General features: G+C 68.9%; 22 protein-coding genes. 12 read left to right on the plus strand and 10 right to left on the minus strand.

Annotated features, from left to right (window positions below; translation table 11 throughout):
- The first annotated feature begins 78 nt into the window (after positions 1 to 78).
- The 6 genes from AC731_RS01815 (at position 79) to AC731_RS01840 (ending at position 4,959) form a co-directional block, all read left to right on the plus strand.
- Positions 79 to 1,077 (plus strand): acetaldehyde dehydrogenase (acetylating), encoded by a 999-nt coding sequence (locus tag AC731_RS01815; protein ID WP_048708897.1) that lies wholly within the window; start codon positions 79 to 81, stop codon positions 1,075 to 1,077.
- Positions 1,078 to 1,106: 29 nt separating this feature from the next.
- On the plus strand, positions 1,107 to 2,138 hold the full coding sequence (gene dmpG, locus AC731_RS01820) for a 4-hydroxy-2-oxovalerate aldolase (RefSeq protein ID WP_048710469.1): 1,032 nt from the start codon (positions 1,107 to 1,109) through the stop codon (positions 2,136 to 2,138).
- Positions 2,135 to 2,923, plus strand: coding sequence for a 2-oxo-3-hexenedioate decarboxylase (gene dmpH / locus AC731_RS01825; RefSeq protein ID WP_048708899.1), 789 nt, complete (start codon positions 2,135 to 2,137; stop codon positions 2,921 to 2,923). The genes dmpG and dmpH overlap by 4 nt, the downstream gene beginning before the upstream one ends.
- 54 nt (positions 2,924 to 2,977) lie before the next feature.
- Complete coding sequence (locus tag AC731_RS01830) at positions 2,978 to 3,169, plus strand: 4-oxalocrotonate tautomerase (RefSeq protein ID WP_048708900.1); 192 nt, start codon at positions 2,978 to 2,980, stop codon at positions 3,167 to 3,169.
- A 106-nt stretch (positions 3,170 to 3,275) separates the two neighbouring features.
- A complete protein-coding gene (locus AC731_RS01835; protein WP_048708901.1) occupies positions 3,276 to 4,205 on the plus strand; it encodes a SphA family protein in 930 nt (309 codons plus the stop codon).
- 184 nt (positions 4,206 to 4,389) lie between these two features.
- A complete protein-coding gene (locus AC731_RS01840; RefSeq protein WP_048708903.1) occupies positions 4,390 to 4,959 on the plus strand; it encodes an antibiotic biosynthesis monooxygenase in 570 nt (189 codons plus the stop codon).
- A 36-nt stretch (positions 4,960 to 4,995) separates the two neighbouring features.
- Here AC731_RS01840 and AC731_RS01845 read toward each other — a convergent pair whose 3' ends face one another.
- Complete coding sequence (locus AC731_RS01845; RefSeq protein WP_004252908.1) at positions 4,996 to 6,021, minus strand: threonine aldolase family protein; 1,026 nt, start codon at positions 6,019 to 6,021, stop codon at positions 4,996 to 4,998.
- An 8-nt stretch (positions 6,022 to 6,029) separates the two neighbouring features.
- Positions 6,030 to 7,265 (minus strand): serine/threonine transporter SstT, encoded by a 1,236-nt coding sequence (gene sstT / locus AC731_RS01850; protein WP_004252910.1) that lies wholly within the window; start codon positions 7,263 to 7,265, stop codon positions 6,030 to 6,032.
- Positions 7,266 to 7,460: 195 nt separating this feature from the next.
- On the opposite strand from sstT, the gene AC731_RS01855 reads away from it, so the two are divergent.
- Positions 7,461 to 7,943: a hypothetical protein gene (locus tag AC731_RS01855; protein WP_004252912.1), complete on the plus strand. Its 483-nt coding sequence runs from the start codon at positions 7,461 to 7,463 to the stop codon at positions 7,941 to 7,943.
- A gap of 5 nt (positions 7,944 to 7,948) precedes the next feature.
- Here AC731_RS01855 and AC731_RS01860 read toward each other — a convergent pair whose 3' ends face one another.
- From AC731_RS01860 to AC731_RS01885, 6 genes are read right to left on the minus strand one after another with little or no spacing between them, the layout of a single operon-like run.
- Complete coding sequence (locus AC731_RS01860; protein WP_082794225.1) at positions 7,949 to 8,734, minus strand: HAD family hydrolase; 786 nt, start codon at positions 8,732 to 8,734, stop codon at positions 7,949 to 7,951.
- A 25-nt stretch (positions 8,735 to 8,759) separates the two neighbouring features.
- Complete coding sequence (locus AC731_RS01865; RefSeq protein WP_205626620.1) at positions 8,760 to 9,644, minus strand: carbohydrate ABC transporter permease; 885 nt, start codon at positions 9,642 to 9,644, stop codon at positions 8,760 to 8,762.
- Positions 9,641 to 10,537, minus strand: coding sequence for a carbohydrate ABC transporter permease (locus AC731_RS01870; RefSeq protein ID WP_048708905.1), 897 nt, complete (start codon positions 10,535 to 10,537; stop codon positions 9,641 to 9,643). Before AC731_RS01870 ends, AC731_RS01865 begins: the two co-directional genes overlap by 4 nt.
- 28 nt (positions 10,538 to 10,565) lie before the next feature.
- Positions 10,566 to 11,858 carry an ABC transporter substrate-binding protein gene (locus tag AC731_RS01875; RefSeq protein WP_048708906.1) on the minus strand — a complete coding sequence of 431 codons (1,293 nt, stop codon included), beginning with the start codon at positions 11,856 to 11,858 and terminating at the stop codon, positions 10,566 to 10,568.
- A gap of 59 nt (positions 11,859 to 11,917) precedes the next feature.
- Positions 11,918 to 12,937 (minus strand): ABC transporter ATP-binding protein, encoded by a 1,020-nt coding sequence (locus AC731_RS01880; RefSeq protein ID WP_048708908.1) that lies wholly within the window; start codon positions 12,935 to 12,937, stop codon positions 11,918 to 11,920.
- Positions 12,934 to 13,743 carry a DeoR/GlpR family DNA-binding transcription regulator gene (locus AC731_RS01885; RefSeq protein WP_048708909.1) on the minus strand — a complete coding sequence of 270 codons (810 nt, stop codon included), beginning with the start codon at positions 13,741 to 13,743 and terminating at the stop codon, positions 12,934 to 12,936. Before AC731_RS01885 ends, AC731_RS01880 begins: the two co-directional genes overlap by 4 nt.
- A 256-nt stretch (positions 13,744 to 13,999) precedes the next feature.
- Between AC731_RS01885 and AC731_RS01890 the strand changes: the two genes are divergently transcribed.
- A complete protein-coding gene (locus tag AC731_RS01890) occupies positions 14,000 to 15,244 on the plus strand; it encodes a glycosyltransferase (RefSeq protein ID WP_048708911.1) in 1,245 nt (414 codons plus the stop codon).
- Here AC731_RS01890 and AC731_RS01895 read toward each other — a convergent pair.
- Positions 15,146 to 15,715, minus strand: a complete 570-nt coding sequence (locus tag AC731_RS01895; protein WP_048708913.1) for a hypothetical protein — start codon at positions 15,713 to 15,715, stop codon at positions 15,146 to 15,148. The two genes, AC731_RS01890 and AC731_RS01895, sit on opposite strands and share 99 nt — an antisense overlap.
- Before the next feature lie 4 nt (positions 15,716 to 15,719).
- A complete protein-coding gene (locus AC731_RS01900) occupies positions 15,720 to 16,247 on the minus strand; it encodes a superoxide dismutase family protein (RefSeq protein ID WP_048708914.1) in 528 nt (175 codons plus the stop codon).
- Positions 16,248 to 16,391: 144 nt separating this feature from the next.
- Here AC731_RS01900 and AC731_RS01905 point away from each other — a divergent pair, with 144 nt between their 5' ends.
- The 4 genes from AC731_RS01905 to AC731_RS01920 all read left to right on the plus strand — a co-directional run bounded on the left by AC731_RS01905 (position 16,392) and on the right by AC731_RS01920 (position 21,960).
- Positions 16,392 to 17,795: an NYN domain-containing protein gene (locus tag AC731_RS01905; RefSeq protein ID WP_048708916.1), complete on the plus strand. Its 1,404-nt coding sequence runs from the start codon at positions 16,392 to 16,394 to the stop codon at positions 17,793 to 17,795.
- 34 nt (positions 17,796 to 17,829) lie between these two features.
- Positions 17,830 to 18,585 carry a glycerophosphodiester phosphodiesterase gene (ugpQ, locus tag AC731_RS01910; RefSeq protein WP_048708918.1) on the plus strand — a complete coding sequence of 252 codons (756 nt, stop codon included), beginning with the start codon at positions 17,830 to 17,832 and terminating at the stop codon, positions 18,583 to 18,585.
- Positions 18,586 to 18,663: 78 nt separating this feature from the next.
- Positions 18,664 to 19,884, plus strand: a complete 1,221-nt coding sequence (locus tag AC731_RS01915; protein ID WP_053085858.1) for a ChaN family lipoprotein — start codon at positions 18,664 to 18,666, stop codon at positions 19,882 to 19,884.
- A gap of 78 nt (positions 19,885 to 19,962) precedes the next feature.
- Positions 19,963 to 21,960, plus strand: a complete 1,998-nt coding sequence (locus AC731_RS01920) for a M1 family metallopeptidase (RefSeq protein ID WP_048710477.1) — start codon at positions 19,963 to 19,965, stop codon at positions 21,958 to 21,960.
- Positions 21,961 to 21,972 lie beyond the last annotated feature (12 nt).

The following is a 21,972-nucleotide window of genomic DNA, read 5'->3' on the forward strand; positions in this document are numbered from 1 at the left end:
TGCACGGCTCCCGTCTCCCACTTTCTCCGGGGGCCGTGCGGTCTGCGTCCTTACGCCACTCCTTGCAAGGAAGCTCTCATGAACAAGATCAAATGCGCCCTGATCGGTCCGGGCAACATCGGCACCGACCTGCTGTACAAGTTGAAGCGTAGCCCGGTGCTGGAGCCGGTGTGGATGGTGGGGATCGACGCCACCTCCGAGGGCCTGGCGCGTGCGCGCGAGATGGGCCTCAAGACCACCGCCGAGGGCGTCGACGGCCTGCTGCCGCATGTGGTCGCCGACGGCGTGCAGATCGCCTTCGACGCCACCAGCGCCTACGTCCATGCCGAGAACAGCCGCAAGCTCAACGAGCTGGGCGTGCTGATGATCGACCTCACCCCGGCCGCGATCGGCCCGTTCTGCGTGCCGCCGGTGAACCTTGCCGAGCACGTGGGCTGGCCGTCGCCGGGCCGCTCCCAAGACGGCCAAACCCCCTCGGGGGGCAGCGAACGCAGTGAGCGTGGGGGCCTGCTCTCCGAGATGAACGTCAACATGGTCACCTGCGGCGGCCAGGCCACGATCCCGATGGTCGCGGCCGTGTCCCGCGTGCAGCCGGTGGCCTACGGCGAGATCGTCGCCACCGTGTCGAGCAAATCGGCCGGTCCGGGCACGCGCAAGAACATCGACGAGTTCACCCGCACCACCGCGGGCGCGGTCGAGAAGGTGGGCGGCGCCAAGAAGGGCAAGGCCATCATCATCCTGAACCCGGCCGAACCGCCCCTGATCATGCGCGACACGGTGCATTGCCTGACCGAGACCGAACCGGACCAGGCCGCGGTCACCGAATCCATCCACGCCATGATCCGCGAAGTGCAGAAGTACGTCCCCGGCTACCGCCTGGTGAATGGCCCGGTGTTCGACGGCAACCGCGTCTCGGTCTTCCTCGAAGTCGAAGGCCTGGGCGACTACCTGCCCAAGTACGCCGGCAACCTCGACATCATGACCGCGGCCGGTGCGCGCACCGCCGAGATGTTCGCCGAGGAGATCCTCGCCGGGCGCCTGAAACTCGAATCCAACCGCGCCACGCTGGTGGCCTGAGCGGCGACCGAACGAAGGAGATGAAGAACATGGAACTTCGCGGCAAGAAGATCACCGTCCACGACATGACCCTGCGCGATGGCATGCACCCCAAGCGCCACCTGATGACGCTCGAGCAGATGAAGACGATCGCCGTCGGCCTGGACGAAGCGGGCATCCCGCTGATCGAGGTCACCCACGGCGACGGCCTCGGCGGCAGCTCGGTGAACTACGGCTTCCCCGCCCACAGCGACGAGGAATACCTCGGCGCGGTGATCCCGCTGATGAAGCAGGCCAGGGTCTCGGCGCTGTTGCTGCCGGGCATCGGCACGGTGGACCACCTGAAGATGGCGCACGAGATCGGCGTGTCGACCATCCGGGTGGCCACCCACTGCACCGAGGCGGATGTCTCCGAGCAACACATCGGCATGGCCCGCAAGCTTGGCATGGACACCGTCGGCTTCCTGATGATGGCCCACATGAACAGCCCCGAAGGGCTGGTCAAACAAGCCAAGCTGATGGAGAGCTACGGCGCCAACTGCATCTACGTCACCGACTCGGCCGGGCACCTGCTGCCCGACACGGTCAAATCCCGCCTCAGCGCGGTGCGCGATGCGCTCAAGCCCGAGACCGAACTGGGCTTTCACGGCCACCACAACCTCGCCATGGGCGTGGCCAACAGCCTCGCCGCGCTCGAAGTCGGTGCCACCCGCATCGACGCGGCGGCCGCCGGGCTGGGTGCCGGGGCGGGCAACACCCCGATGGAAGTCTTCATCGCGGTGTGCGACCTGATGGGGATCGAGACCGGCGTGGACGTGTTCAGGATCCAGGACGTGGCCGAAGACCTGGTGGTGCCGATCATGGACTTCCCGATCCGCATCGACCGCGACGCGCTCACGCTGGGCTACGCCGGGGTGTATGGCTCCTTCCTGCTGTTCGCCAAGCGCGCCGAGAAGAAGTACGGCGTGCCCGCGCGCGAGATCCTGGTCGAGATGGGCCGGCGCGGCATGGTCGGCGGGCAGGAGGACATGATCGAGGATACGGCGCTGAATCTGGCGCGGGCGAAGGGGATTGCAGCATGAAACTGTCACGTGAAGTCATCAAACAACTGGCCATTCATCTCGAAACCTGCGAGCTGGAGGCGAAGGACACGCCCAAGATCACCGATGCGCATCCCGACATGGACTGGGATGACGCCTATGCGATCCAGGACGAGATCAAGCGGCGCAAGATCGCCCGCGGCAACCGGGTCATCGGCCTCAAGGCCGGCCTGACCTCGCACGCCAAGATGAAGCAGATGGGCGTCGAGACGCCGGTGTTCGGCTTCCTGGTGGATTACTTCAGCGTGCCCGAGGGGGGTGAGATCGACACCTCGAAGCTGATCCATCCCAAGGTCGAGCCCGAGATCGCCTTCGTCACCAAGGCGCCGCTGCGCGGACCCGGTTGCCACATCGGCGCCGTGCTGGCAGCGACGGATTTCGTGATTCCCGCCATCGAGGTCATCGACAGCCGCTACCGCGACTTCAAGTTCGACCTGAAGAGCGTGGTCGCCGACAACTGCTCGTCGAGCCGTTTCGTCGTCGGTGGCCGGATGGGCAACGTAGCCGACCTCGACCTGCGCACCACCGGCATCGTGCTGGAGAAGAACGGCGAGCCGGTGGCCTTCGGCGCCGGTGCCGCGGTGCTGGGGCACCCGGCGGCAGCCATCGCCATGCTGGCCAACATGCTGGGCGAGCGCGGCGAGGAGATCCCCGCCGGCACGCTGATCCTGTCGGGCGGCATCACCGAGGCGGTGGCCGTGCAGCCTGGCGACGACGTCACGCTGCGGGTGCAGGACCTCGGCTCGGTGTCCGTCCGCTTCAAGTAAATCGAACCCTTCGGGGCGTCCTCCGGCGCCCCGACCTCATTCCGGGAGAAGGCAATGCCGTTTGCGCAGATTCACATCCTCGAAGGCCGTACCGAAGAGCAGAAGCGCGCCGTGATCGAGAAGGTTACCCAGGCGCTGGTCGAAGCGCTCGATGCGCCGCAGCAGACCGTTCGCGTGCTGATCAGCGAGGTGCCGAAGGGCAACTGGGGCATCGGCGGCGTGTCGGCGAAGGACCTCGGTCGCTGAGCGCACGCGACGTCGTCGCGGTGTTCCACCGAGCATCCTGCAGAGGGTGCCGGCAGAAGGGCAGCAGACATTGCAGCAACACAACCATCAAGGAGGAGAAAGGGACATGGAAATCAGGAAGATCGCTGCAGCCGTCGCGTTGGGCGTGCTCGCACTCGGCAGTGCGCAGGCGAAGGAAGGGGGCGACCAGTACCCGAACGGCGCCGAGACCTGGCTGGCAGGCGCCGTGCCGCCCCCGGGCAACTACTTCATCAACTATTTCGGCTACTACAGCGGCGACCTGGTGGATGGCGACGGCAAGCGCGTGCGCGGTGCCGGTGTCGATGCATGGTTCGATGCGCTGCGCTTCGTGCAGACCACCGAGCACAAGATCCTCGGTGCCAACTGGGGCTGGCACGTCATCGTGCCGCTGGTGCATCAGGACGTGAGCCTCGGCGCAGGATCGAAGTCGAAGTTCGGCCTCGGTGACATCACCATCAACCCGTTCATCCTGTCCTGGCACACGAAGAACTGGCACTGGGCCCTGGCGCTCGACATCAACCTGCCGACCGGAACCTACAAGTCGGGCGAGCCGCGCGAGAGCATTGGGGCCAACTACTGGAGCGTCGAGCCGATCTTCGCCGTCACCTACATGGGGGACACCGGCTGGGAGGTGTCGGCCAAGTTCATGTACAACATGAAGTCGGAGAACAAGGACTTCCGCCCGGTAGTGGGGGTGCCGAAGATGGACTACCAGTCCGGCGACGAATTCCACATGGACTATCTGGTCGGCAAGCGCTTCGGCCCTTGGGGCGTGGGCCTTTCGGGCTACTACCTGAAACAGACGACCAATGACGAACTCGATGGGCGCAAGATCTCGTCGGCGTTCGGTCCCTGGTCCGACGGTCGCAAGGGCGAAGTCTTCGCGATCGGCCCGAGCGTGACCTACACGACCAAGAACGGCATGCATTTCATCGCCCAGTGGCACCACGAAGCCGAGGCCGAGAACCGCTTCAAGGGCGACAAGGCCTGGTTCAAGCTGATCATGCCGCTGTGACGGGCCTGCCCACCGCAAGCTGACCGGAAACCCCGGCTGCCGCCCGACCCGGGGGCGGCCGGGGCGCCGGCATTTTCAACCCGACATTTTCAACCCGACATTTTCAACCCGACATTTTCAACTCGACATTTTCAACTCGACATTGGCGGCGCCGACAGCGGCAGGCCGCGGAGTCCATGACACGATGAGCAGCACGACAGACAGCCCGGCAGCCCGCGTCACCCGTATCGCCCGCCGGCGCGCGCAGCCGGGGCGTGAGCGCGAATACGAGGAGCGGCTGCGCGAGATGCTGGCGAAGATGCGCGCCCACAAGGGTTTCCTCGGTGGCGACGTCATTCCGCCGGAGGTGCCCGACGGGGAGTATCAGATCGTGACCCGCTTTGCCTCCGAGGCCGAGCTCGACGAATGGGACCGCAGCGCCGCGCGCGCCCATTGCCTGGAGCGCCTGCGCGAAGTGGCCGAGGGCGAACCCGAGTTCCGCAAGATGAGCGGCCTCGAAGCCTGGTTCGAGCCCGCCGTCGTGCCCGCCAGCATGCATCCGCCGCGCGCGCGGATGGCGCTGGTGACCTGGCTCGGCATCTTCCCGACGGTGTCCTTCTTCCTCTGGTTCGTCGCGCCCTGGCTGCAGGGCCTGCCTTTCCTGCTGCGCACGGCGCTGCTGACCGCGCTGATCGTCATGACCATGACCTGGCTGGTGATGCCGCGACTGACGCGACTGATGCGCGGCTGGCTGAATCCGGCGCGCCGCGACTGAGCATGGCGTTCGGGCGCGGACTCTGACGCGACGCGTTCAGCGCGCCAGCGTGCGGATGTCCGCCAGCAGCGCGTCGACGCTTTCGGGCAGGGTGTCCCAGCCGCACATGAAGCGGGCGCCGTCGGTCCCGATGAAGGTGTAGAAGCGCCAGCCGCGCTCGCGCAGGCCGCTCATCACCGGCTCGGGCAGGCTGCAGAACACGCCGTTGGCCTGCACCTCGAACAGCAGGCGGATGCCGGAAATGCCGTGCAGGCCGGCAGCGAGGCGCTGCGCCATCGCGTTGGCGTGGGCGGCGTGGCGCAGCCAGGCACCGTCCTCCAGCATGCCGAGCCAGGGCGCCGACAGGAAGCGCATCTTGGACGCGAGCTGGCCCGCCTGCTTGCAACGCCAGGCGAAGTCCTCCGACAGCTTGCGGTCGAAGAACACCACGGCCTCACCCACCGGCAGGCCCATCTTGGTGCCGCCGAAGCACAGCACATCCACTCCTGCGCGCCAGGTGAATTCCGCCGGCGCGAGGCCCAGGGACGCGGTGGCGTTGGCGAAGCGCGCGCCATCCATGTGAACGTGCAGCCCGTAGCGATGCGCCAGTTCGGCAAGCGCGGCGATCTCGTCCGGCCGATACACCGTGCCGACTTCGGTGGCCTGCGTCAGCGTGAGGACGCGCGGGCGCGGGTAGTGGATGTCGTTGCGCCGCGTGATCAGTTCGGTCACCGCATCGACGGTGAGCTTGCCGTTGGCGCCGCGTGCCGGCAGCAGCTTGGCACCGTTGGAGAAGAACTCGGGCGCGCCGCACTCGTCGGTATCGACGTGGGCGATCTCGTGGCAGATCACGCTCTGATAGCTCTGGCACAGCGAGGCGAGCGCGAGCGAATTGGCCGCGGTGCCGTTGAAGACGAAATAGACGTCGCAGTCGGTCTCGAACAGGGCACGCAGCCGGTCCGACACGCGCTGCGTCCATTCGTCCTCGCCATAGGCGGGGGCGTGGCCGGCGTTGGCCGCCTGCAGCGCGGCGAGCGCCTCCGGGCAGATGCCGGCGTAGTTGTCACTGGCGAAATGCTGCATCGTCGGTCTCAGGCAGTTTCGGCTGCGCCCTTCGGGGCCGGCGCCGTGCATGCGGCGGCGGTGAACAGCACGTCGGTGGAGGAGTTGAGTGCGGTCTCGACCGAATCCTGCACCACGCTGATGATGAAGCCAATCGCCACCACCTGCATCGCCACGTCGCTCTCGATGCCGAACAGCGCGCAGGCCATCGGGATCAGCAGCAGCGAGCCCCCCGCCACGCCCGACACGCCGCAGGCCGCGAGCGAGGCCACGATGCAGAGCAGCAGCGCGGTGGGCAGGTCCACCTGGATGCCCAGCGTGTGCGCGGCAGCGAGGGCCATCACCGTGATGGTGATGGCCGCGCCCGCCATGTTGATGGTGGCGCCGAGCGGAATCGAGATCGAGTAGGTGTCCTCGTGCAGGTCGAGGCGACGGCATAGGTCGAGGTTGATCGGGATGTTGGCGGCCGAGCTGCGGGTGAAGAACGCAGTCGTCGCGCTCTCGCGCAGGCAGGTGAAGACCAGCGGGTAGGGGTTGCGGCGGATCTTCCAGAACACGATCAGCGGGTTCATCACCAGTGCGACGAACAGCATGCAGCCGACGATGAGCAGCAGCAGCCGGCCGTAGTCGAGCAGGGCGCCCAGGCCGGTGTCGGCCAGCGTGCTCGCGACCAGGCCGAAGATGCCCAGCGGTGCCAGACGGATGACCATGCGCACGATGCCGGACACCGCGTCGGCGACGTCGACCAGCAGCGTCCGCGTGCTCTCCGTGGCATGGCGCAGGCCGATGCCCAGCGCGGCGGCCCAGGCGAGGATGCCGATGTAGTTGGCCTCCATCAGCGCTTTCACCGGATTGGCGACCGCGCTCAGCAGCAGGTTCTTGAGCACGCCGACGATGCCGCCCGGCGGCGTGCCCGCGGCCTGCGGTGCGTCGAGGATCAGCGTGGTCGGAAAGGCGAAGCTGGCGACCACCGCCACCAGCGCCGCGCCGAGCGTGCCGATCAGGTAGAGGATCAGCACCGGGCGGATGTGCGTGGGCTGACCGTGGCGGTGGCTGGCGATCGCGGAGGCGACGAGTACGAAGACGAGCACCGGGGCAACGGCTTTCAGCGCCGACACGAAGACGTCGCCGAGCAGGGCGACCGACGCCGCCGCGGACGGGGCGAAGACCGCGAGAAGGATGCCAAGCACCAAGCTGGCTGCGATCTGGCTGATGAGGCTTGCGCGCGTGATGCGCTGCAGGACGGAGGGGCGTGCCATGTTCATGGAGTGACACCGCGCGAGGCGGGATCCGGTCAAAGAACGGAATTGTGCGGTGCGAGCGGAGATTTCGGGGCGGAATTCGCAGCGAATGCGTGAAATCCGAGGGGATGTCGCGGGGCGATGGGGCGCAACGCAAAACGCCCGTAACCTTGATCGCCTAGGCTCCCCGCCGTTTGTGCATTCATTGGGAGTCGGGGCATGTCAGCGCTGCGGGTTACCTATGTCAAGACCGAGGCCGGCGTGCGTGAAGTTGCCGCACGCAGCCTGCGCCTGCCCGCGAACCTGCGCCGCCTGCTGATCCTGATCGATGGTGAGCGCGATGCGGCGCAACTCGCGAACCTGCTTGGCGCGGATGCGGTCGCCGCGCAACTCGCCGAACTCGAGGCCGCCGGCCTGATCAGGAATCCTTCTGCGCCACCTCAGGTCAGCAAGCCCGACGCCGCGCCGGTGGTCGATCCGTCGGTGCTGCAGCATGCCCGCGCGCTGATGTGCGACAGCGCGATGCGCCACCTCGGCCTGCTTGGCAAGACCCTTGCGCGCGAGATCGAGTCGGCCGAAAGCCGCGGCGAACTCCTGTCCCTGAGTGCCCGCTGGCACATGGCGATGCGTGCCTCACGCGACGGTCATCAGGAGGCGGATGTGCTGTTGGGTTCCCTGCGCAGGATGCTGGCGCTGGCCTGATCCGATCAACGGCTGATGGCCGGCGCCGTCCCACGAGGCAGGGCGCTGCCGCCGGCCCGCTTGGCGGACGCCGCGAACGAGGAGGGCGTTGACGCCGCCTCGCCGCCGAGAGAGAGCTGCGGCCAGCCGCGTTCGCGTGCGACATCGGTTAGTCTCGCATCGGCATCCACCGCCACCGGACGGCCCACGGCCTCGAGCAGGGGCAGGTCGTTGGCGGAGTCGGAGTAGAACCAGGCGTGCGAAAGCGTGTTTGCGGGATCGAGACCGAGTGTCGCCAGCCAGCGGTGCACGTGTCCGATCTTGCGCTCGCGAAAGCAGGGCTCGCCGTCGATGCGGCCGGTGAAGCGGCCGTCGACCACTTCGGCTTCGGTACAGATCAGGCTGTCGATGCCGAGCAGGCGCGCGCTCGGTTCGGCGAGGAAGCGATGCGTGGCCGAGACGATGGCGCAGCGCTGTCCTTGCGCACGGTGGTGCGCGATCAGTGAAGCGGCACCCGGTGCGATGTGCGGCGCGAGCTGGGTGGCGGCGAAGGCCTCGCGCAGCGGCTGCAGCGATTCCAGGCTGCGGCCAACGAGAGGCTCGAGCTGGAATTCGAGGTAGGCGAGGATGTCGAGCCGTCCTGCCGTGTAGTCGGCCAGGTAGTGCGCCTGGCGGGCCAGGACCGCGGCGGCGTCGATCAGGCCGCGATCGGCGAGGAAGCCCAGCCAGAGTTCGTTGGAGTCGCCGGCGAGCAGGGTGTGGTCGAGGTCGAAGAGCGCGATCGAGGGGGAAGGGGTTTCGGGGCTGGGCATGAAGGGCGTGGCGGGATGTGGCAGGTCAACGGATGCCTGCGCGCAGGAAGCTCTGCACGAACTGGCGTTGGAACAGCAGGAAGGCGATGAGCAGCGGGCTGGAGGCCAGCAGCGTGGCGGCAGTGATGATCGCCCAGTCGATGCCCTGGTCGGTGCCGGCGAAGACCGCCAGGCCGACGGTGAGCGGGCGCGTTTCGACGGTGTTGGTGACGATCAGCGGCCACAGGAAATTGTTCCAGTGATGGCTCATCGACACCAGCGCGTAGGCGAGGTAGGTGGGTTTGGCCAGCGGCACATACACCCGCCACAGGATGCCGAGCGTGCCGCAGCCCTCGATGCGCGCGGCTTCTTCCAGTTCGCGCGGGATCGTCTTGAAGGTCTGGCGCAGCAGGAAGATGCCGAAGGCCGAGGCCATGTAGGGCAGCGCCATCGCCGGGATCGTGTCGACCAGGCCGAGCGCGTGGATGCTGCGGTAGTTCTCCACCACCAGCACGTCGGGCATGATCATCAGCTGGATCAGCACCAGCGCGAAGGCGATGTCGCGCCCGGGGAAGCTGAAGCGGGCGAAGGCATACGCCGCCAGCGTGCCCAGCACGAGCTGGCCGGCGAGGATGGTGGCGACCAGGATGCTGGTGTTGAGGAAGTAGCGCGGAAAGGGGGCAGCCGCCCAGGCGGCGCGGAAGTTCTCCAGTGTCAGCGGCGCGAGGAGATCGAAGCGCGTCGAGTAGGCGCCGGGATGGAAGGCCGTCCACACGGCGTACAACAGGGGGGCCAGCCACAGCAGGCCCAGCGCCCAGGCGCCGGTGGTGTTCAGCATGCGGTCGATGCGGCCGTCGGCAAGCAGGCCCGATGGGGCCGGCGAGGCGATGGGGCGCACGAGGGCGCGGGTGAGTTGGGCGGATTCGCTCATTGATAGTGCACCTTGCGTTCCAGCCAGAAGAACTTGAGCAGCGCCACCGTTGCGAGCAGCGACAGCAGCACCATCGTCAGCGCGGCGGCATAGCCCTGGTCCCAGAACTTGAAGCCGACCTCGTAGATGTAATAGAGCAGCAGCGACGTGGCGTTGTCCGGGCCGCCGCGCGTCAGCACGAACAGATGGTCGACGAGGCGGAAGGCGTTGATGGTGGCGTTGATCAGCACGAACAGCGTGGTCGGCATCAGCAGCGGGAAGGTCACGCGCCAGAAACGCTGCCAGCGGCTGGCGCCTTCGAGCTGCGCGGCCTCGCCCAGTTCGGGCGGGATCTGCTGCAACGCGGCGAGGTAGAAGATCATGAAGAAGCCGGCTTCCTTCCACACCGTGACCACGATCACCGCGCCCAGCGCGGTGTCGCCGCTGCCGAGCCAGTTGACCGCCGGCAGGCCGAACAGGCCGCGCAGCTGGTCGAACAGACCGTAGTCGGGCGTGTAGAAGAACAGCCAGATGTTGGCCACGGCGATCATCGGCAGCACCGTGGGGGTGAAATAGGCCAGGCGCAGCAGGCCGCGGCCGGCGATGCGCGCATTGACCCACAGCGCCATCGCCATGGCGAGCGCGATCGAGGGCAGGATGGTGCCGGCGGCGAACACCAGGTTGTTCTGCAGCGCCGTCCAGAAGATCGGGTCGGCCAGCAGGTCGCGGTAGTGGTCGGCGCCGATGAAGCGCGCCGGACGGTTGCCGCGCGGGGTGGTGAACAGGCTGTGCCAGAAGGTGGCGACGGCCGGGTAGTGGGTGAAGGCGGCGAGCAGCACCGCCGCCGGCAACAGCAGCAGCCAGCCGTGTATCGCGGCCAGGCGGCCGCCGTTGCCGAGGGGGTGTGCAGTCATGCTTGCGGGCTCCGCGGGCGGCTTCGCGTCAGCGGTAGGGGCGCAGGATGCGCTCGGCTTCGCGCTGGGCGTCCTGCATGGCCTGGGCCGGGGTCTTGGTGCCGGTCAGCGCGGCCTGCAGACCGTCGTTGAGCGCCTTCGTCACACGCTGGTTCTCGTGCGTCGACAGCTCCGCCACCGCGTACTGCAGCTGGTCGCGCGCGACCGTGGGCGCGGGGAAGTCCGCCACGTACTTCTTCATCGTGTCGGTTTCCCAGGCCGCCGGCGACACCGCCACGTAGCCGGTGGCAATCGCCCATTCGGCGGCGCGCTGCGGCGCGGTCATCCACTTGACGAACTTCATCGCGGCTTCGCGTTCCTCGGCCGTGGCGCGCTTGAAGACATGGAAGTTGCCGCCGCCGGTGGGCGTTCCACGCTGCTTGCCCGCGGGCAGCATCGCCACGCCGAAGTCGAAGCCTGCGTTGTTGCGGATGTTGGTGAGGTTGCCGGTGGTGGTGTAAATGATCGCGGCCTTGCGCTCGAAGAAGTCCTTCGGCGTCGTGCCCCACTCGACCACGCCCTGCGGATGCACGCCGTGCTTGCGCGACAGGTCGACCCAGTACTGCAGCGCTTCGATGACCTCGGGCTTGTCGAAGTAGGTTTCGGTGCCCGCGGTGTTCATCAGCTCGACGCCGGCCTGCGTGGTGAAGGTCTGGAACAGCCAGTAGGGGAAGCCGGAGGAGGGCACCTGCACGCCCCAGGTGGTGACCTTGCCGCTGGCGTCGCGCTGGGTCAGCTTCCGGCCGTAGTCGACGAGTTCCTGCCAGGTTTGCGGCGGACGCTCCGGATCGAGACCGGCGGCCTTGAACAGGTCCTTGTTCCAGTACATCACCACGGTGGAGCGCTGGAAGGGAATGCCCCAGGTCTTGCCGCCGGTCTGGCTGTTCTTCATGAAGCCAGGGAAGAAGCCCTGCATCCAGGCGCGGTCCTCGTCGCTGCGGGCGAGTTCGTCGAAGGGCACGATGGCGTCTTCGTCGATCAGGGTGTACATGTCGGTCGACAGCAGGACCGAGACGTGCGGCGCATCGCCGCCCTTGCTCGCGGTCAGCACCTTGGTGATGGTGTCCTGATAGCTGCCGGAATACACCGGCTTGACGCGTATGCCGGGGTGTTCCTTCTCGAACGCGGCGGCCATGTCGTCGACGATCTTCGTGACTGGCCCGCCAACCGCGACCGGGTAGAAGAAGGTGAGATCGGTCGCCACGGCCGGGGTGGCCGCGACACTGAGGGCGATGCCGAGGCCGGCAGCGATCTGGTTGAGTCCGGAGAACAGCTTTCTCATGCGGGGAAGCTCCTGGTGGATGGAACGGGAGGGGAAGTCGGGAGGAAGGGCGCGCGCGTTCATGTGCCTGCCACGCGGCGCCCGTGGTCGCGGGCGAAGCGGTGTTCGGCATCGGTCGGCCAGACGAGGCCGACGCGTTCGCCGATGCCGGCGGTGACGCGGCCGGGCATGCGCACGGTGATGCGGTGCGCGTCGTCGTGGCGGCAGATCAGCATGGATTCGGCGCCGAGGTACTCGATAGTTTCGAGCTGCGCAGGCAGTCCGCGCCCGGGTTCGCACAGGGTGATGTGCTCGGGGCGCACGCCGATCAGGATCGAGTCCGCCGGATCGCCGGCGCGCGCGGCGGCGGCGGGCAGCAGGTTCATCGCCGGGCAGCCGATGAAGCCGGCGACGAAGGTGCTGGCCGGGCGCTCGTAGAGTTCGGCCGGGCTGCCGTGCTGCTCGATGCGGCCGGCGCGCATCAGCACGACCTTGTCGGCCATGGTCATGGCTTCGGTCTGGTCGTGCGTGACGTAGATCAGGGTCATGCCCAGGCGCTGCTGCAGCGCGCGGATCTCCTGCCGCATCTGCTGGCGGAGCTGGGCGTCGAGGTTCGACAGCGGTTCGTCCATCAGGCACACCGCCGCCTCGGCGACGATCGCGCGCCCGAGCGCCACGCGCTGCCGCTGGCCGCCCGACAGCTGGGCCGGCCGGCGGTCGAGCAGCGCGCCCAAGCCCAGCAGTTCGGCGGCGGCGTCGAGCCGGCGCTTGCGCTCGGCCACCGGCACGCGCCGGACCTGCAGCCCGAACACGATGTTCTCGGCGACCGTGAGGTGCGGGAACAGCGCGTAGGACTGGAACACCATGGCCACGCCGCGCTGGGCCGGCGGCAGGCGGGTGACGTCGCGTCCGCCGATGTGGATCTCGCCCTCGTCGGCGCCCTCGAGGCCGGCGATCAGGCGCAGCGTCGTCGACTTGCCGCAGCCCGAAGGCCCGAGCAGGGCGACGAGTTCGCCCGAATTGACGTGCAGGCTGACGCGATCGACGGCGCGCGTCGTGCCCCAGTTCTTGACGACCGCGTTCAGATGAACGTCGCTCATGAGCAGCTTTCTCCGGTTTGACGGGCGGGGGTCTCGGCACTGGCCGCGACGTGCACGCGGGGCCGGTCGGCATCGAGTGCGCCGAGGTAGTCGGCCGGGACCGGTGCGTCGATGAAAAGGTGGTCGGCATCGCCGAGCGGGCCGCCGCGGGCAATCGCGGGGCGACCGAATTTGCTGGCGTCGGCCACGAGCAGGCTGGTGCGGCAGTTGTCCGCCATGGCCTGGCGGGTGGCGACTTCGGCCACATCGAAGTCGAGCAGCGTGCCGTCACGGTCGATGCCGCCGACGCCGAACACCGCGAAGTCGGTCTTGAAGGCCGAGAAGCAGCTCACCGCGCCGCTGCCAACGACGTCGAGGTCGGTCGGGCGCAAGGGGCCGCCGGCGATCGTCACCTCGATGCCCGGGTTGCCGCCGAGCGCGGTGGCGACGTTGAGGCTGTTGGTGATCACGCGCAGGCGAGTGTGGGCACGCAGTGCCACCGCGACCTGGGCCGGCGTGGTGCCGATGCCGATCGACACGCTGGCGCCATCCGGGATGAAGGCCGCCACCGCATTGGCGATGCGGCGCTTGGCGTCGAGGTTGAGGATCTGGCGGCGCGGGTAGGGCAGGTTGCCGTGGCGGGGCGAGTCGACGCCGCCATGCACGCGCCGCAGCAGGCCTTGTTCGCACAGGCGGTTGACGCCGCGCCGGATGGTCTGCGGGGTGACGTCGAAGCGTTGCGCCAGATCGTCGATGCCGGCGAAGCCGCTGCGCAGGACCTGCTCGAGGATCTGGCGTTCGCGGGCATCAAGGGTGGGTGGGATCATCGCTGATTCGAATGGAGTCGGTTTTCATTCGAATCCTGAAGGGCGCGTGTTGCCGTTCGTTTGCACGAATGTGATCGCAGTGTGAAACCGCGGGTGGAGACGCTGCGGTGTGCTGCCGGACGCCGTCACGCGGGCTTCATGTGCGTCACCTAGCCTGTGGTGTCCGGGCAGGTGCGGCGCAGGCCGCGACTGCCAGCGGGGCGAGCGGTCCGCCATGAACGGGATGCGCCGCCTAATCGACCCAGGAGGGGCGTCCATGCGTGTGCTGATGGTTTCCGACGTGTATTTCCCCCGCGTGAACGGGGTCTCGACTTCCATCGAAACCTTTCGCCGAACGCTGGCGGCCTATGGTGTCGAGGTGCGTCTGGTGGTGCCGGCATACGGTGAAGACGCGCCGGAGAATGGGGTGGTCCGGGTGCGCGGCGTTCCGGTGCCCGGCGACCGCGAGGACAGGCTGGTGGGCTGGCGGGCGATGCACGCGGCGGTGCTGCACGCCGCGCGGGACTGCGACCTCATCCACGTCCAGACGCCCTTCGTCGCGCACTACGCCGGGCTTGCGGCTGCGCGCAAGCTGGATCGGCCGGTGCTGGCGACCTACCACACGCTGTTCGAGGAATACCTGCAGCATTACGCCCCCTTCCTGCCTGCGGGCTGGCTCAGAGGCCAGGCACGCGCCTGGTCGCGGCGCCAGTGCAATGCGCTCGATGTGGTGGTGGTGCCGTCGACCGCGATGCGCGAGCGTCTCGCCGGCTACGGCGTCGAGGCTCCGATGCACGTGCTGCCCACCGGGATTCCGCTGGCTGCGCTCGGAGGCGGCGATCGCGCGCGCTTTCGCATGGAGCACGAGATTGCCGCGGATCAGCCGGTGGCGCTCTTCGTCGGTCGCGTCGCGCACGAGAAGAACATCGGTTTCCTGCTCGATGCACTGCGCCACGCCCTGTGCACGCGTCCCGATCTGCTGTTGCTGATCGCGGGCGAGGGGCCGGCGCTGGAAGATCTGCGCCGCCGCGTGCGTCGTGAGGGACTGGACGCCGCGGTGCGTTTCATCGGCTATCTCGACCGTGGCGAGGCCTTGCCGTCGTGCTACGCGGCGGCCGACGTCTTCGTCTTCGCGTCCCGCACCGAGACCCAGGGGCTGGTCCTGCTCGAGGCGATGGCGGCGGGCGTGCCGGTCCTGGCGCTGGCGGAGATGGGCACCATCGACATTCTCCAGCCCGGACGCGGTAGCGTGTCGCCGCCCGCCGACCCAGCGCTGTTCGGCGCCGAACTGGCCAGCCTGGTGGCGGACGAGCCGCGCCTGCGCGCCCTGGGCGCCGAAGCGCGGAAGTACGCGCAGCACTGGTCGGACACCGCGATGGCGCAACGCATGGCGCAGCTCTACACCGGTCTGCTGCAGCGCGCCTCAGCCGTTCGGCGCGCCGAAATGCAGGGCGACGTCGCAGTCGCCGCCGCCGCGGAACCAGCGCGCGGACACGCGGGCGCCGCCCGCGAATCGCAGTGAGTGCTCGTCGGTCATCGGGCCCGCCCGCATCGGTTCGGCGCTGAACGCCGCGAGGGCGCCTGTCAGGCGCGTGGCGAAGGCCTCGGCGGCATCGCGGCAGGCTGTGCTGCTCGACGTGCGCAGCTTGCCGTGCGCGGGCTGGAGCACGATCTCCTCGATGCGGCCATCGGCACCGGCCATGGCCATCACGCTGGCCGGCGCGCGCCCCAGCGCCTCCGGCAGACCGACCTGCAGCCCGAACTGCGGACGTGCGTCGCATCCAGGCCCCACCGCTGCCGCCGCAGGATCCAGCGTTGCCGCGATGCGGGCCGCGTCATGCACGTCGCGGCCCAGCGTCACCGGACCGACGCCGTCTGGGGCCAACTGCACGGGCTGGCCCTGAGCGGTCGGAGGCGGTGCGCGCTGCGCCGAGGGCAGCGCAGTGAGCGGTGCCGTCAGCAGCAGCGCGAGCAGCGCGCGCCTGAGCCGCATCGCCTCAGTCGCCCTTGATCACGCCGCAGAAGACACGCGCGCCGGCCCCGCCGATCGGCTGTGTCGCGTGGTCGTCGCGGTTCTCGTGGATCACCAGCGCCGCGCCGTCCTCGTCAAGGATCTTCGCGCGTCCGCCGCGGCCGTCGAGGCTGGTGAGCGGGGTGTACAGCTCGGCCTCGACACTGCCGTCCGCATGCACGAAGAGGTTGGGCAGGTCGCCCGCGTCCGGCCCTTCCGGGTTCATCAGGCCGTGCTTGCGGCCATCCGGGTTGAGGTGACCCTTCGAGGCGACGAAGCCCTTGTCCGCGTCGTCGCAGGTGCCCACGCTATGGATGTGGATGGCCTTGGGACCGGGCGGAAGGCCCTTGGCCGTCAGGTGGATCATCACGCCTTGCGGGCCTTCGACGAGGGTCGCCGTGCCGACGGTCTGGCCCTGGCGGTCGATGATGGAGGCGCCGGCGCGCTCGGTGGCATGGCTGGCCGTTGCCAGGGTCAGCAGGGCGCAGGTGGCAAGGAGGCGGGGCAGGTTCATGATCGGTCTCTCGTTGTTGTGGGGGAAACTATGATGATAGTCAGCATTCCGGACAGGTAAAGCCGGCGCCCACGCAACGCAGGCTTGGGTGGCGCGGGTCGGCCACAGGCCGTAACATCGCGCCCAACATCCAGGGAGAAGAACATGGCGTCCTCCGCCGACAGCATCAGCATGGCGCTCTTTTGCGACTTCGAGAACGTGGCCCTTGGCGTGCGCGACGCCAACTACGAGAAGTTCGACATCAAGCGCGTGCTCGAACGCCTGCTGCTCAAGGGCAGCATCGTGGTCAAGAAGGCCTATTGCGACTGGGACCGCTACAAGAGCTTCAAGGCGTCCATGCACGAGGCCAACTTCGAGTTGATCGAGATCCCCCACGTGCGCCAGTCGGGCAAGAATTCGGCCGACATCCGCCTCGTCGTCGATGCGCTGGACCTGTGCTACACCAAGTCGCATGTCGACACCTTCGTCATCATCAGCGGTGATTCGGACTTCTCGCCGCTGGTGTCCAAGCTGCGCGAGAACGCCAAGCAGGTCATCGGCGTCGGCGTGAAGCAATCGACTTCGGATCTGCTCATCGCCAACTGCGACGAGTTCATCTTCTACGACGACCTGGTGCGTGACAGCCAGCGTTCAGCGCGGCGTGACGCGCGCGACGCCCAGCCCGCGACGAAGCGTTCGCCGGAAGAGGAAAAGCGGCGCAAGGAGGAGCTCGAGGCGCGTCGCGGCCAGGCGATCGAGATCGCGGTCGAGACATTCGACGCGCTGATGGCCGAGCGCGGCGACAGCGGCAAGATCTGGGCCTCGATGCTCAAGGAAGCGATCAAGCGTCGCAAGCCGGATTTCAACGAGAGCTACTTCGGCTTCCGCGCCTTCGGCAATCTGCTCGACGAGGCGCAGTCGCGCGGCCTGCTGGCGGTGGGGCGCGACGAGAAATCGGGCACATATGTCTATCGCCCCTCGGCCGAGCCCGCGCTGAACGTGGTGCCAGCCGAAGCTGAAGCCAGGGTGGCAGAAACCAGGGCAGCCGAAACGCCGGCGGCCGAGGCGCCCGCCGCCGAGCCGACCCGCGCAGCCCGTGGCGCGGCTGGGCGCAAGAGTGGAGATGGGCGAGCGGCGGGCGGGCGCAAGGGCAGGGGCGCGGTCGAGATTTCGGCTGAGGAACTGCGGCCCGTGACCGAGCCTGCCGTGGCGCCGGAGCCCGCTCCGTCGTCGGTGGCCGAGGTCGAGGCGCTGCTGGCTGCAGCCCCCACTGCCGTCGAAGGCGAGGCCGTCGTGCGCAAGGCGGCGGAGCCGACGGCCAGTGGGCCCGTCGAAACCGAGGCGAAGCCGGCGAGCCGCGCGCGCAAGCCGTCCAGCGGACGTGCGCGCGCCAGCCAGCGCAGCGGCAAGGCCGCCGCCACCCCGGCTGCGGTCGAGCCGCCACCGGCCGCAGTGCCGGCCAAGGCCTCCGAAGCACCGGCTGCCGAGGCCGAGACCCCCAAACCGCACAAGCCGGCCACCCGCCGCCGCACCCGCAAGCCGGCGGAGGGCGCGGGCGAAGGCCACTGAGGTCGCACGTCACGCCACCCGTCTCGAGCGCGACATGATGCAACTGCCGATCGATGCCGCGACCTGGCCTTACCCGCGATGGATCGCCCATCGCGGGGCGGGCCTGTTCGCGCCGGAGAACACGCTGGCGGCTTTTCGCCTCGGCCATGCCCACGGCTATCGCATGTTCGAATGCGATGTCCGCCTGAGCGCCGATGGCGTGCCCTTCCTGCTGCACGACGATGTGCTGGATCGCACCACCGACGGCAAGGGGGGGGTCGCCGGCCTGGACTGGCCGGCGCTGTCGCGGCTCGATGCCGGCAGTTGGCATTCGCCGGGCTTCCGCGGCGAGCCGCTGGCGAGCCTGCAGGCGGTGCTGTCCTTCTGCGAGGCGCAGGACTGCGCGCTGAACGTCGAACTCAAGCCGACGCCGGGCACCGAATTCGAGACCGGCGTCGTCGTCGCCCGGACGCTGGAGCGCGACTGGCGCGGCCGACTGCCGCCGTTGCTGAGCTCCTTTCGCATCGAAGCCCTGCGCGGTGCACAAGAAGGTGCGCCAGCGTTGCCGCGCGCGCTGTTGATCGAGCGGCTCGAGCCCGACTGCGTTGACCTCGCCCTGGGGCTGGGCTGCGTTGCGGTCGTCGCCCACCACGCGCTGATCACTGCGCGCTTCGAAGCCTGGCTGCGTTCGGCAGGGCTCGCGGTGCTCGCCTACACGGTCAACGACGATGCCGAGGCGTGGCGCCTGCGGCAGATCGGGGTGCACGGCCTGATCACCGACCGTGTGGATCACTTCGATCCGGCAAGCTGACCAGGGCCGCGGAGCGATGCCGGAACTCGCCATGGCAGCCGTGTTCTACGCACTCATTGTTCCGTCGAGACGCAGGTCATGAACGTTGCCCGATTGCTTTTCTCCCGCCACCTCCGCATTGCGCTCCTCATTGCGGTGCTGCCTGCGGCCCCCAGCTTTGCGGCCGATGACGGGCCCGCCTGCCTGCAGCCCGGCGCCTGGACTGCACTCGATGCCGACGGCGTGCGGCCGGGAGCGCCAGTTGCGCCGCTGGTGGCGTCGATGGCGAAGCGCGAGGTGGTCCTGCTCGGCGAACAGCACGACGACGCCGACCATCACCGCTGGCAGCTGCAGATGCTTGCAGCGCTGCACGCGCAGCGCCCGGACATGGTAATCGGCTTCGAGATGTTCCCGCGCCGCGTGCAGCCGGTGCTGGATCGATGGGTGGCGGGCGAACTGTCCGAGCGCCAGTTCCTGGATCAGGCGGAGTGGGACAAGGTGTGGAGCATGCCCGCCGAGCTATACCTGCCCCTGTTCCACTTCGCGCGCCTGAACCGCGTGCCGATGGTGGCGCTCAATGTCGAGCAGGGCCTGACGCGCAGCATCGCCACGCGTGGCTGGGACGGCGTGCCCGAGGCGGAACGCGAGGGGGTGGGGCGGGCTGCAGAGCCGCCTTCGGCCTATGTGGACTTCCTGTTCGGCGTCCACCGCGAGCATGCGCGCATGCGTGGCCGTGGCGACAAGGAGGCGTCGCGCGACGAGCCTACCTTCCGCAACTTCGTGGAATCACAACTGGCCTGGGACCGGGCCATGGCTGAGGCGCTGGTGGCGGCGCGCGACAAGGCGAGCAGCGCGCAAGGGCGTGCGCCGCTGGCGGTCGGCATCATGGGTAGCGGCCATGTGCGCTTCGGCCACGGCGTCGCGCATCAGCTCAAGGCGCTGGGTACGACCGAAGTCGGACAACTGCTGCCGCTGGCTGCATCGACCGCCTGCGCGGAGGTCGTCGCCGGGCTGGCAGATGCGGTATTCGCGGTGCCGGAGCCGGTGCGCTCGCCAGCCCCGCCGCCCAGGCTGGGGATCAGCATGGAAGACCATCGCGACGGCGTGCGCATCGTCGAGGTCACCGCCGGCAGCCTTGCCGCGCATACCGGCCTGCGTGCCGGCGACATCATCGTCGATGCGGCCGGCGCACCGCTCAAGCGCTCGGGTGCGCTCGCGGCACTGGTGCGGGAACAGCCGCCGGGTACCTGGCTGCCGCTGAAGCTCCGGCGCGACAAGGAGACACTCGATTTCGTCGTGCGCTTCCCGGCGCGCAAGTGAGTGGCGGACGCTGTCGTGCGTGACGTCCTCCGTGGCTTCTCCCGCGGTCTAATCGCCGCGGTCCTGCTGCTGGGGGTGATGCGCCCGGCGCTTGCCGACACATGGCCGATATCGCTCGAGGTCGACCTTGACCCGGCGCGGCGCAGCCTGCAGGTCGATGCGGCACTGCATCCGACCGAGCGCGACTTCCGCTTCCTGCTGCATTCGAGCCTGAGCATCCTGTCGGCGGAGGTCGATGGCAAGCCGATGCGCGTCGAGCGGGCCGGTGGCGGCGCGCGCGATGCCCTGAAGGCGTGGCGCATCCGGCTGCCGGCCGATGGCACGCTGCGCCTGCGCTATGGCGGCACCCTGCCGGCGCTGGATGCGCGGCTCGACCATCGCGAGGTGCTGCAGGGCCTGCCGCCGATGGCCGCGGAGACGGGCAGCTACCTGCCCGCAGGCGGCGCGTGGTATCCGCGGCCGGCCGACACCTTCGCTTACCGCGTCGACGTCCGCGTGCCCGGCGGACAGCGCGTGGTCGTGCCCGGGCGGTTGGTCGAGGAGACGGTCCCGCCGCCCAATGGACAGGAAGGGGGCACCTACCGCGCGCGTTTCGAGTTCCCCCATGCCGCGGACGGTATCGACCTGATGGCCGGGCCGTGGGTCGTGCGCGAACAGGTCGTGGCGCGCGCAGGCGCCGAGCCGCTGCGCCTGCGCACCTATTTCCCGCCCGCGCTGGATGCGGAGCCGGACCTGGCGGATGCCTACCTGCGCGACAGTGCCCGCTACATCGCGCACTACAGCGAGCGCATCGGCGCCTACCCCTTCACCGAGTTCTCGGTGGTCGCCAGCCCGCTGCCCACCGGTTTCGGCATGCCGACGCTGACCTACCTCGGCGAGCAGGTGCTGCGCCTGCCCTTCATCCGCGCCACCTCGCTCGGCCACGAGGTGCTGCACAACTGGTGGGGCAACGGCGTGCTGGTCGACTACGCGCGCGGCAACTGGTCCGAGGGGCTGACGACCTTCATGGCCGACTACGCCTACAAGGAAGCGCAATCCGACGCGGCGGCGCGCGAGATGCGGCTGGGCTGGCTGCGCGATTTCGCCGCGCTGCCGGCCGATGCGCACCAGCCGCTGGCGAGCTTCCGCTCGCGCACCCACGGCGCGGCTGCGGCCGTGGGCTACGGCAAGGCGTCGATGGTGTTCGTGATGCTGCGCGACCTGATCGGTGCCGAGGCCTTCGACGAGGGTATCCGCCTGTTCTGGGCGCAGAACCACTTCCGCATCGCCGGCTGGGCACAGTTGCAGGCGGCGTTCGAGCAGGCCTCGGATCGTGCGCTGGACGACTTCTTCCGCCAGTGGCTGACGGTGCCCGGCGGCGCGGCGGTGACGATCGAGCAGGCGCGATTCGTAGCGGCGGGCGGAGAGGGCAGGCTGCAACTCAGCGTGCGCCAGTCCGGGCCGACGCATGTGCTGAACCTACCCGTCCGCCTGGAGGCCGACGATGGCGTCGAAACGCGCTGGATCACTGCGTCCCGTGCGCAGGAGACGGTCGAGTTGCCGGTGGCGCGCGTGCCGCGGGCCGTCCGTCTCGATCCCGAACTGCGGGTCTGGCGGCGGCCGGAGGCGGCGCAGCTGCCGCCCATCCTCCGGCAGTGGATGCTCGCGCCGGCGCCGCGGCTGGTGGTCGCGAACGAGGGCGATGGGGCAGTGCGCGATGCGGCCCAGGGGCTGGCCGAGCGCCTGTTCGAGCGTCCTGCACGCTGGGCCGGGCGTGACGCGCTGAAGACGCCGGCGGACGGGACGCTGCTCGTCGGTACGCATGCGGCCGTCGATGCCGCGCTGGCCGGCGCCGGCCTGCCGCCGCGTCCGCCGACGCCGGGCCTGCGCGGTGGTGCCCAGGTCTGGACGCTGCGCACCGAAGCCGGGACGACCCTGGCCGTGGCGTCGGCACGGGACGCCGCAGAGCTGGCTGCGCTCCAGCGCCCGCTGCCGCATTACGGCGGGCAGAGCTGGCTGGTGGCGGAGGCGGGGCGGGTCGTCGACCGAGGGGTGTGGGACGCGCCGGGCACGGCGGTGCCGGTTCGGCGTGACTGATGCGCCGCACCG

The sequence above is a fragment of the Thauera humireducens genome (assembly GCF_001051995.2).
Classification (GTDB): Bacteria; Pseudomonadota; Gammaproteobacteria; order Burkholderiales; family Rhodocyclaceae; genus Thauera; species Thauera humireducens.

Bases quoted from the DNA above. Each gene is read 5' to 3' on its own strand.
- AC731_RS01880 (WP_048708908.1), bottom strand. From the start codon at position 12,937: ATGAGCGACGTTCATCTGAACGCGGTCGTCAAGAACTGGGGCACGACG.
- AC731_RS01895 (WP_048708913.1), bottom strand. From the start codon at position 15,715: ATGCGGCTCAGGCGCGCGCTGCTCGCGCTGCTGCTGACGGCACCGCTC.
- AC731_RS01915 (WP_053085858.1), top strand. From the start codon at position 18,664: ATGAACGTTGCCCGATTGCTTTTCTCCCGCCACCTCCGCATTGCGCTC.
- sstT (WP_004252910.1), bottom strand. From the start codon at position 7,265: ATGAACATGGCACGCCCCTCCGTCCTGCAGCGCATCACGCGCGCAAGC.
- AC731_RS01845 (WP_004252908.1), bottom strand. From the start codon at position 6,021: ATGCAGCATTTCGCCAGTGACAACTACGCCGGCATCTGCCCGGAGGCG.
- AC731_RS01835 (WP_048708901.1), top strand. From the start codon at position 3,276: ATGGAAATCAGGAAGATCGCTGCAGCCGTCGCGTTGGGCGTGCTCGCA.
- AC731_RS01860 (WP_082794225.1), bottom strand. From the start codon at position 8,734: ATGCCCAGCCCCGAAACCCCTTCCCCCTCGATCGCGCTCTTCGACCTC.
- AC731_RS01875 (WP_048708906.1), bottom strand. From the start codon at position 11,858: ATGAGAAAGCTGTTCTCCGGACTCAACCAGATCGCTGCCGGCCTCGGC.
- dmpH (WP_048708899.1), top strand. From the start codon at position 2,135: ATGAAACTGTCACGTGAAGTCATCAAACAACTGGCCATTCATCTCGAA.
- AC731_RS01815 (WP_048708897.1), top strand. From the start codon at position 79: ATGAACAAGATCAAATGCGCCCTGATCGGTCCGGGCAACATCGGCACC.
- AC731_RS01830 (WP_048708900.1), top strand. From the start codon at position 2,978: ATGCCGTTTGCGCAGATTCACATCCTCGAAGGCCGTACCGAAGAGCAG.
- AC731_RS01855 (WP_004252912.1), top strand. From the start codon at position 7,461: ATGTCAGCGCTGCGGGTTACCTATGTCAAGACCGAGGCCGGCGTGCGT.
- dmpG (WP_048710469.1), top strand. From the start codon at position 1,107: ATGGAACTTCGCGGCAAGAAGATCACCGTCCACGACATGACCCTGCGC.
- AC731_RS01865 (WP_205626620.1), bottom strand. From the start codon at position 9,644: ATGAGCGAATCCGCCCAACTCACCCGCGCCCTCGTGCGCCCCATCGCC.
- AC731_RS01840 (WP_048708903.1), top strand. From the start codon at position 4,390: ATGAGCAGCACGACAGACAGCCCGGCAGCCCGCGTCACCCGTATCGCC.
- AC731_RS01905 (WP_048708916.1), top strand. From the start codon at position 16,392: ATGGCGTCCTCCGCCGACAGCATCAGCATGGCGCTCTTTTGCGACTTC.
- ugpQ (WP_048708918.1), top strand. From the start codon at position 17,830: ATGATGCAACTGCCGATCGATGCCGCGACCTGGCCTTACCCGCGATGG.
- AC731_RS01890 (WP_048708911.1), top strand. From the start codon at position 14,000: ATGCGTGTGCTGATGGTTTCCGACGTGTATTTCCCCCGCGTGAACGGG.
- AC731_RS01920 (WP_048710477.1), top strand. From the start codon at position 19,963: ATGCGCCCGGCGCTTGCCGACACATGGCCGATATCGCTCGAGGTCGAC.
- AC731_RS01885 (WP_048708909.1), bottom strand. From the start codon at position 13,743: ATGATCCCACCCACCCTTGATGCCCGCGAACGCCAGATCCTCGAGCAG.
- AC731_RS01900 (WP_048708914.1), bottom strand. From the start codon at position 16,247: ATGAACCTGCCCCGCCTCCTTGCCACCTGCGCCCTGCTGACCCTGGCA.
- AC731_RS01870 (WP_048708905.1), bottom strand. From the start codon at position 10,537: ATGACTGCACACCCCCTCGGCAACGGCGGCCGCCTGGCCGCGATACAC.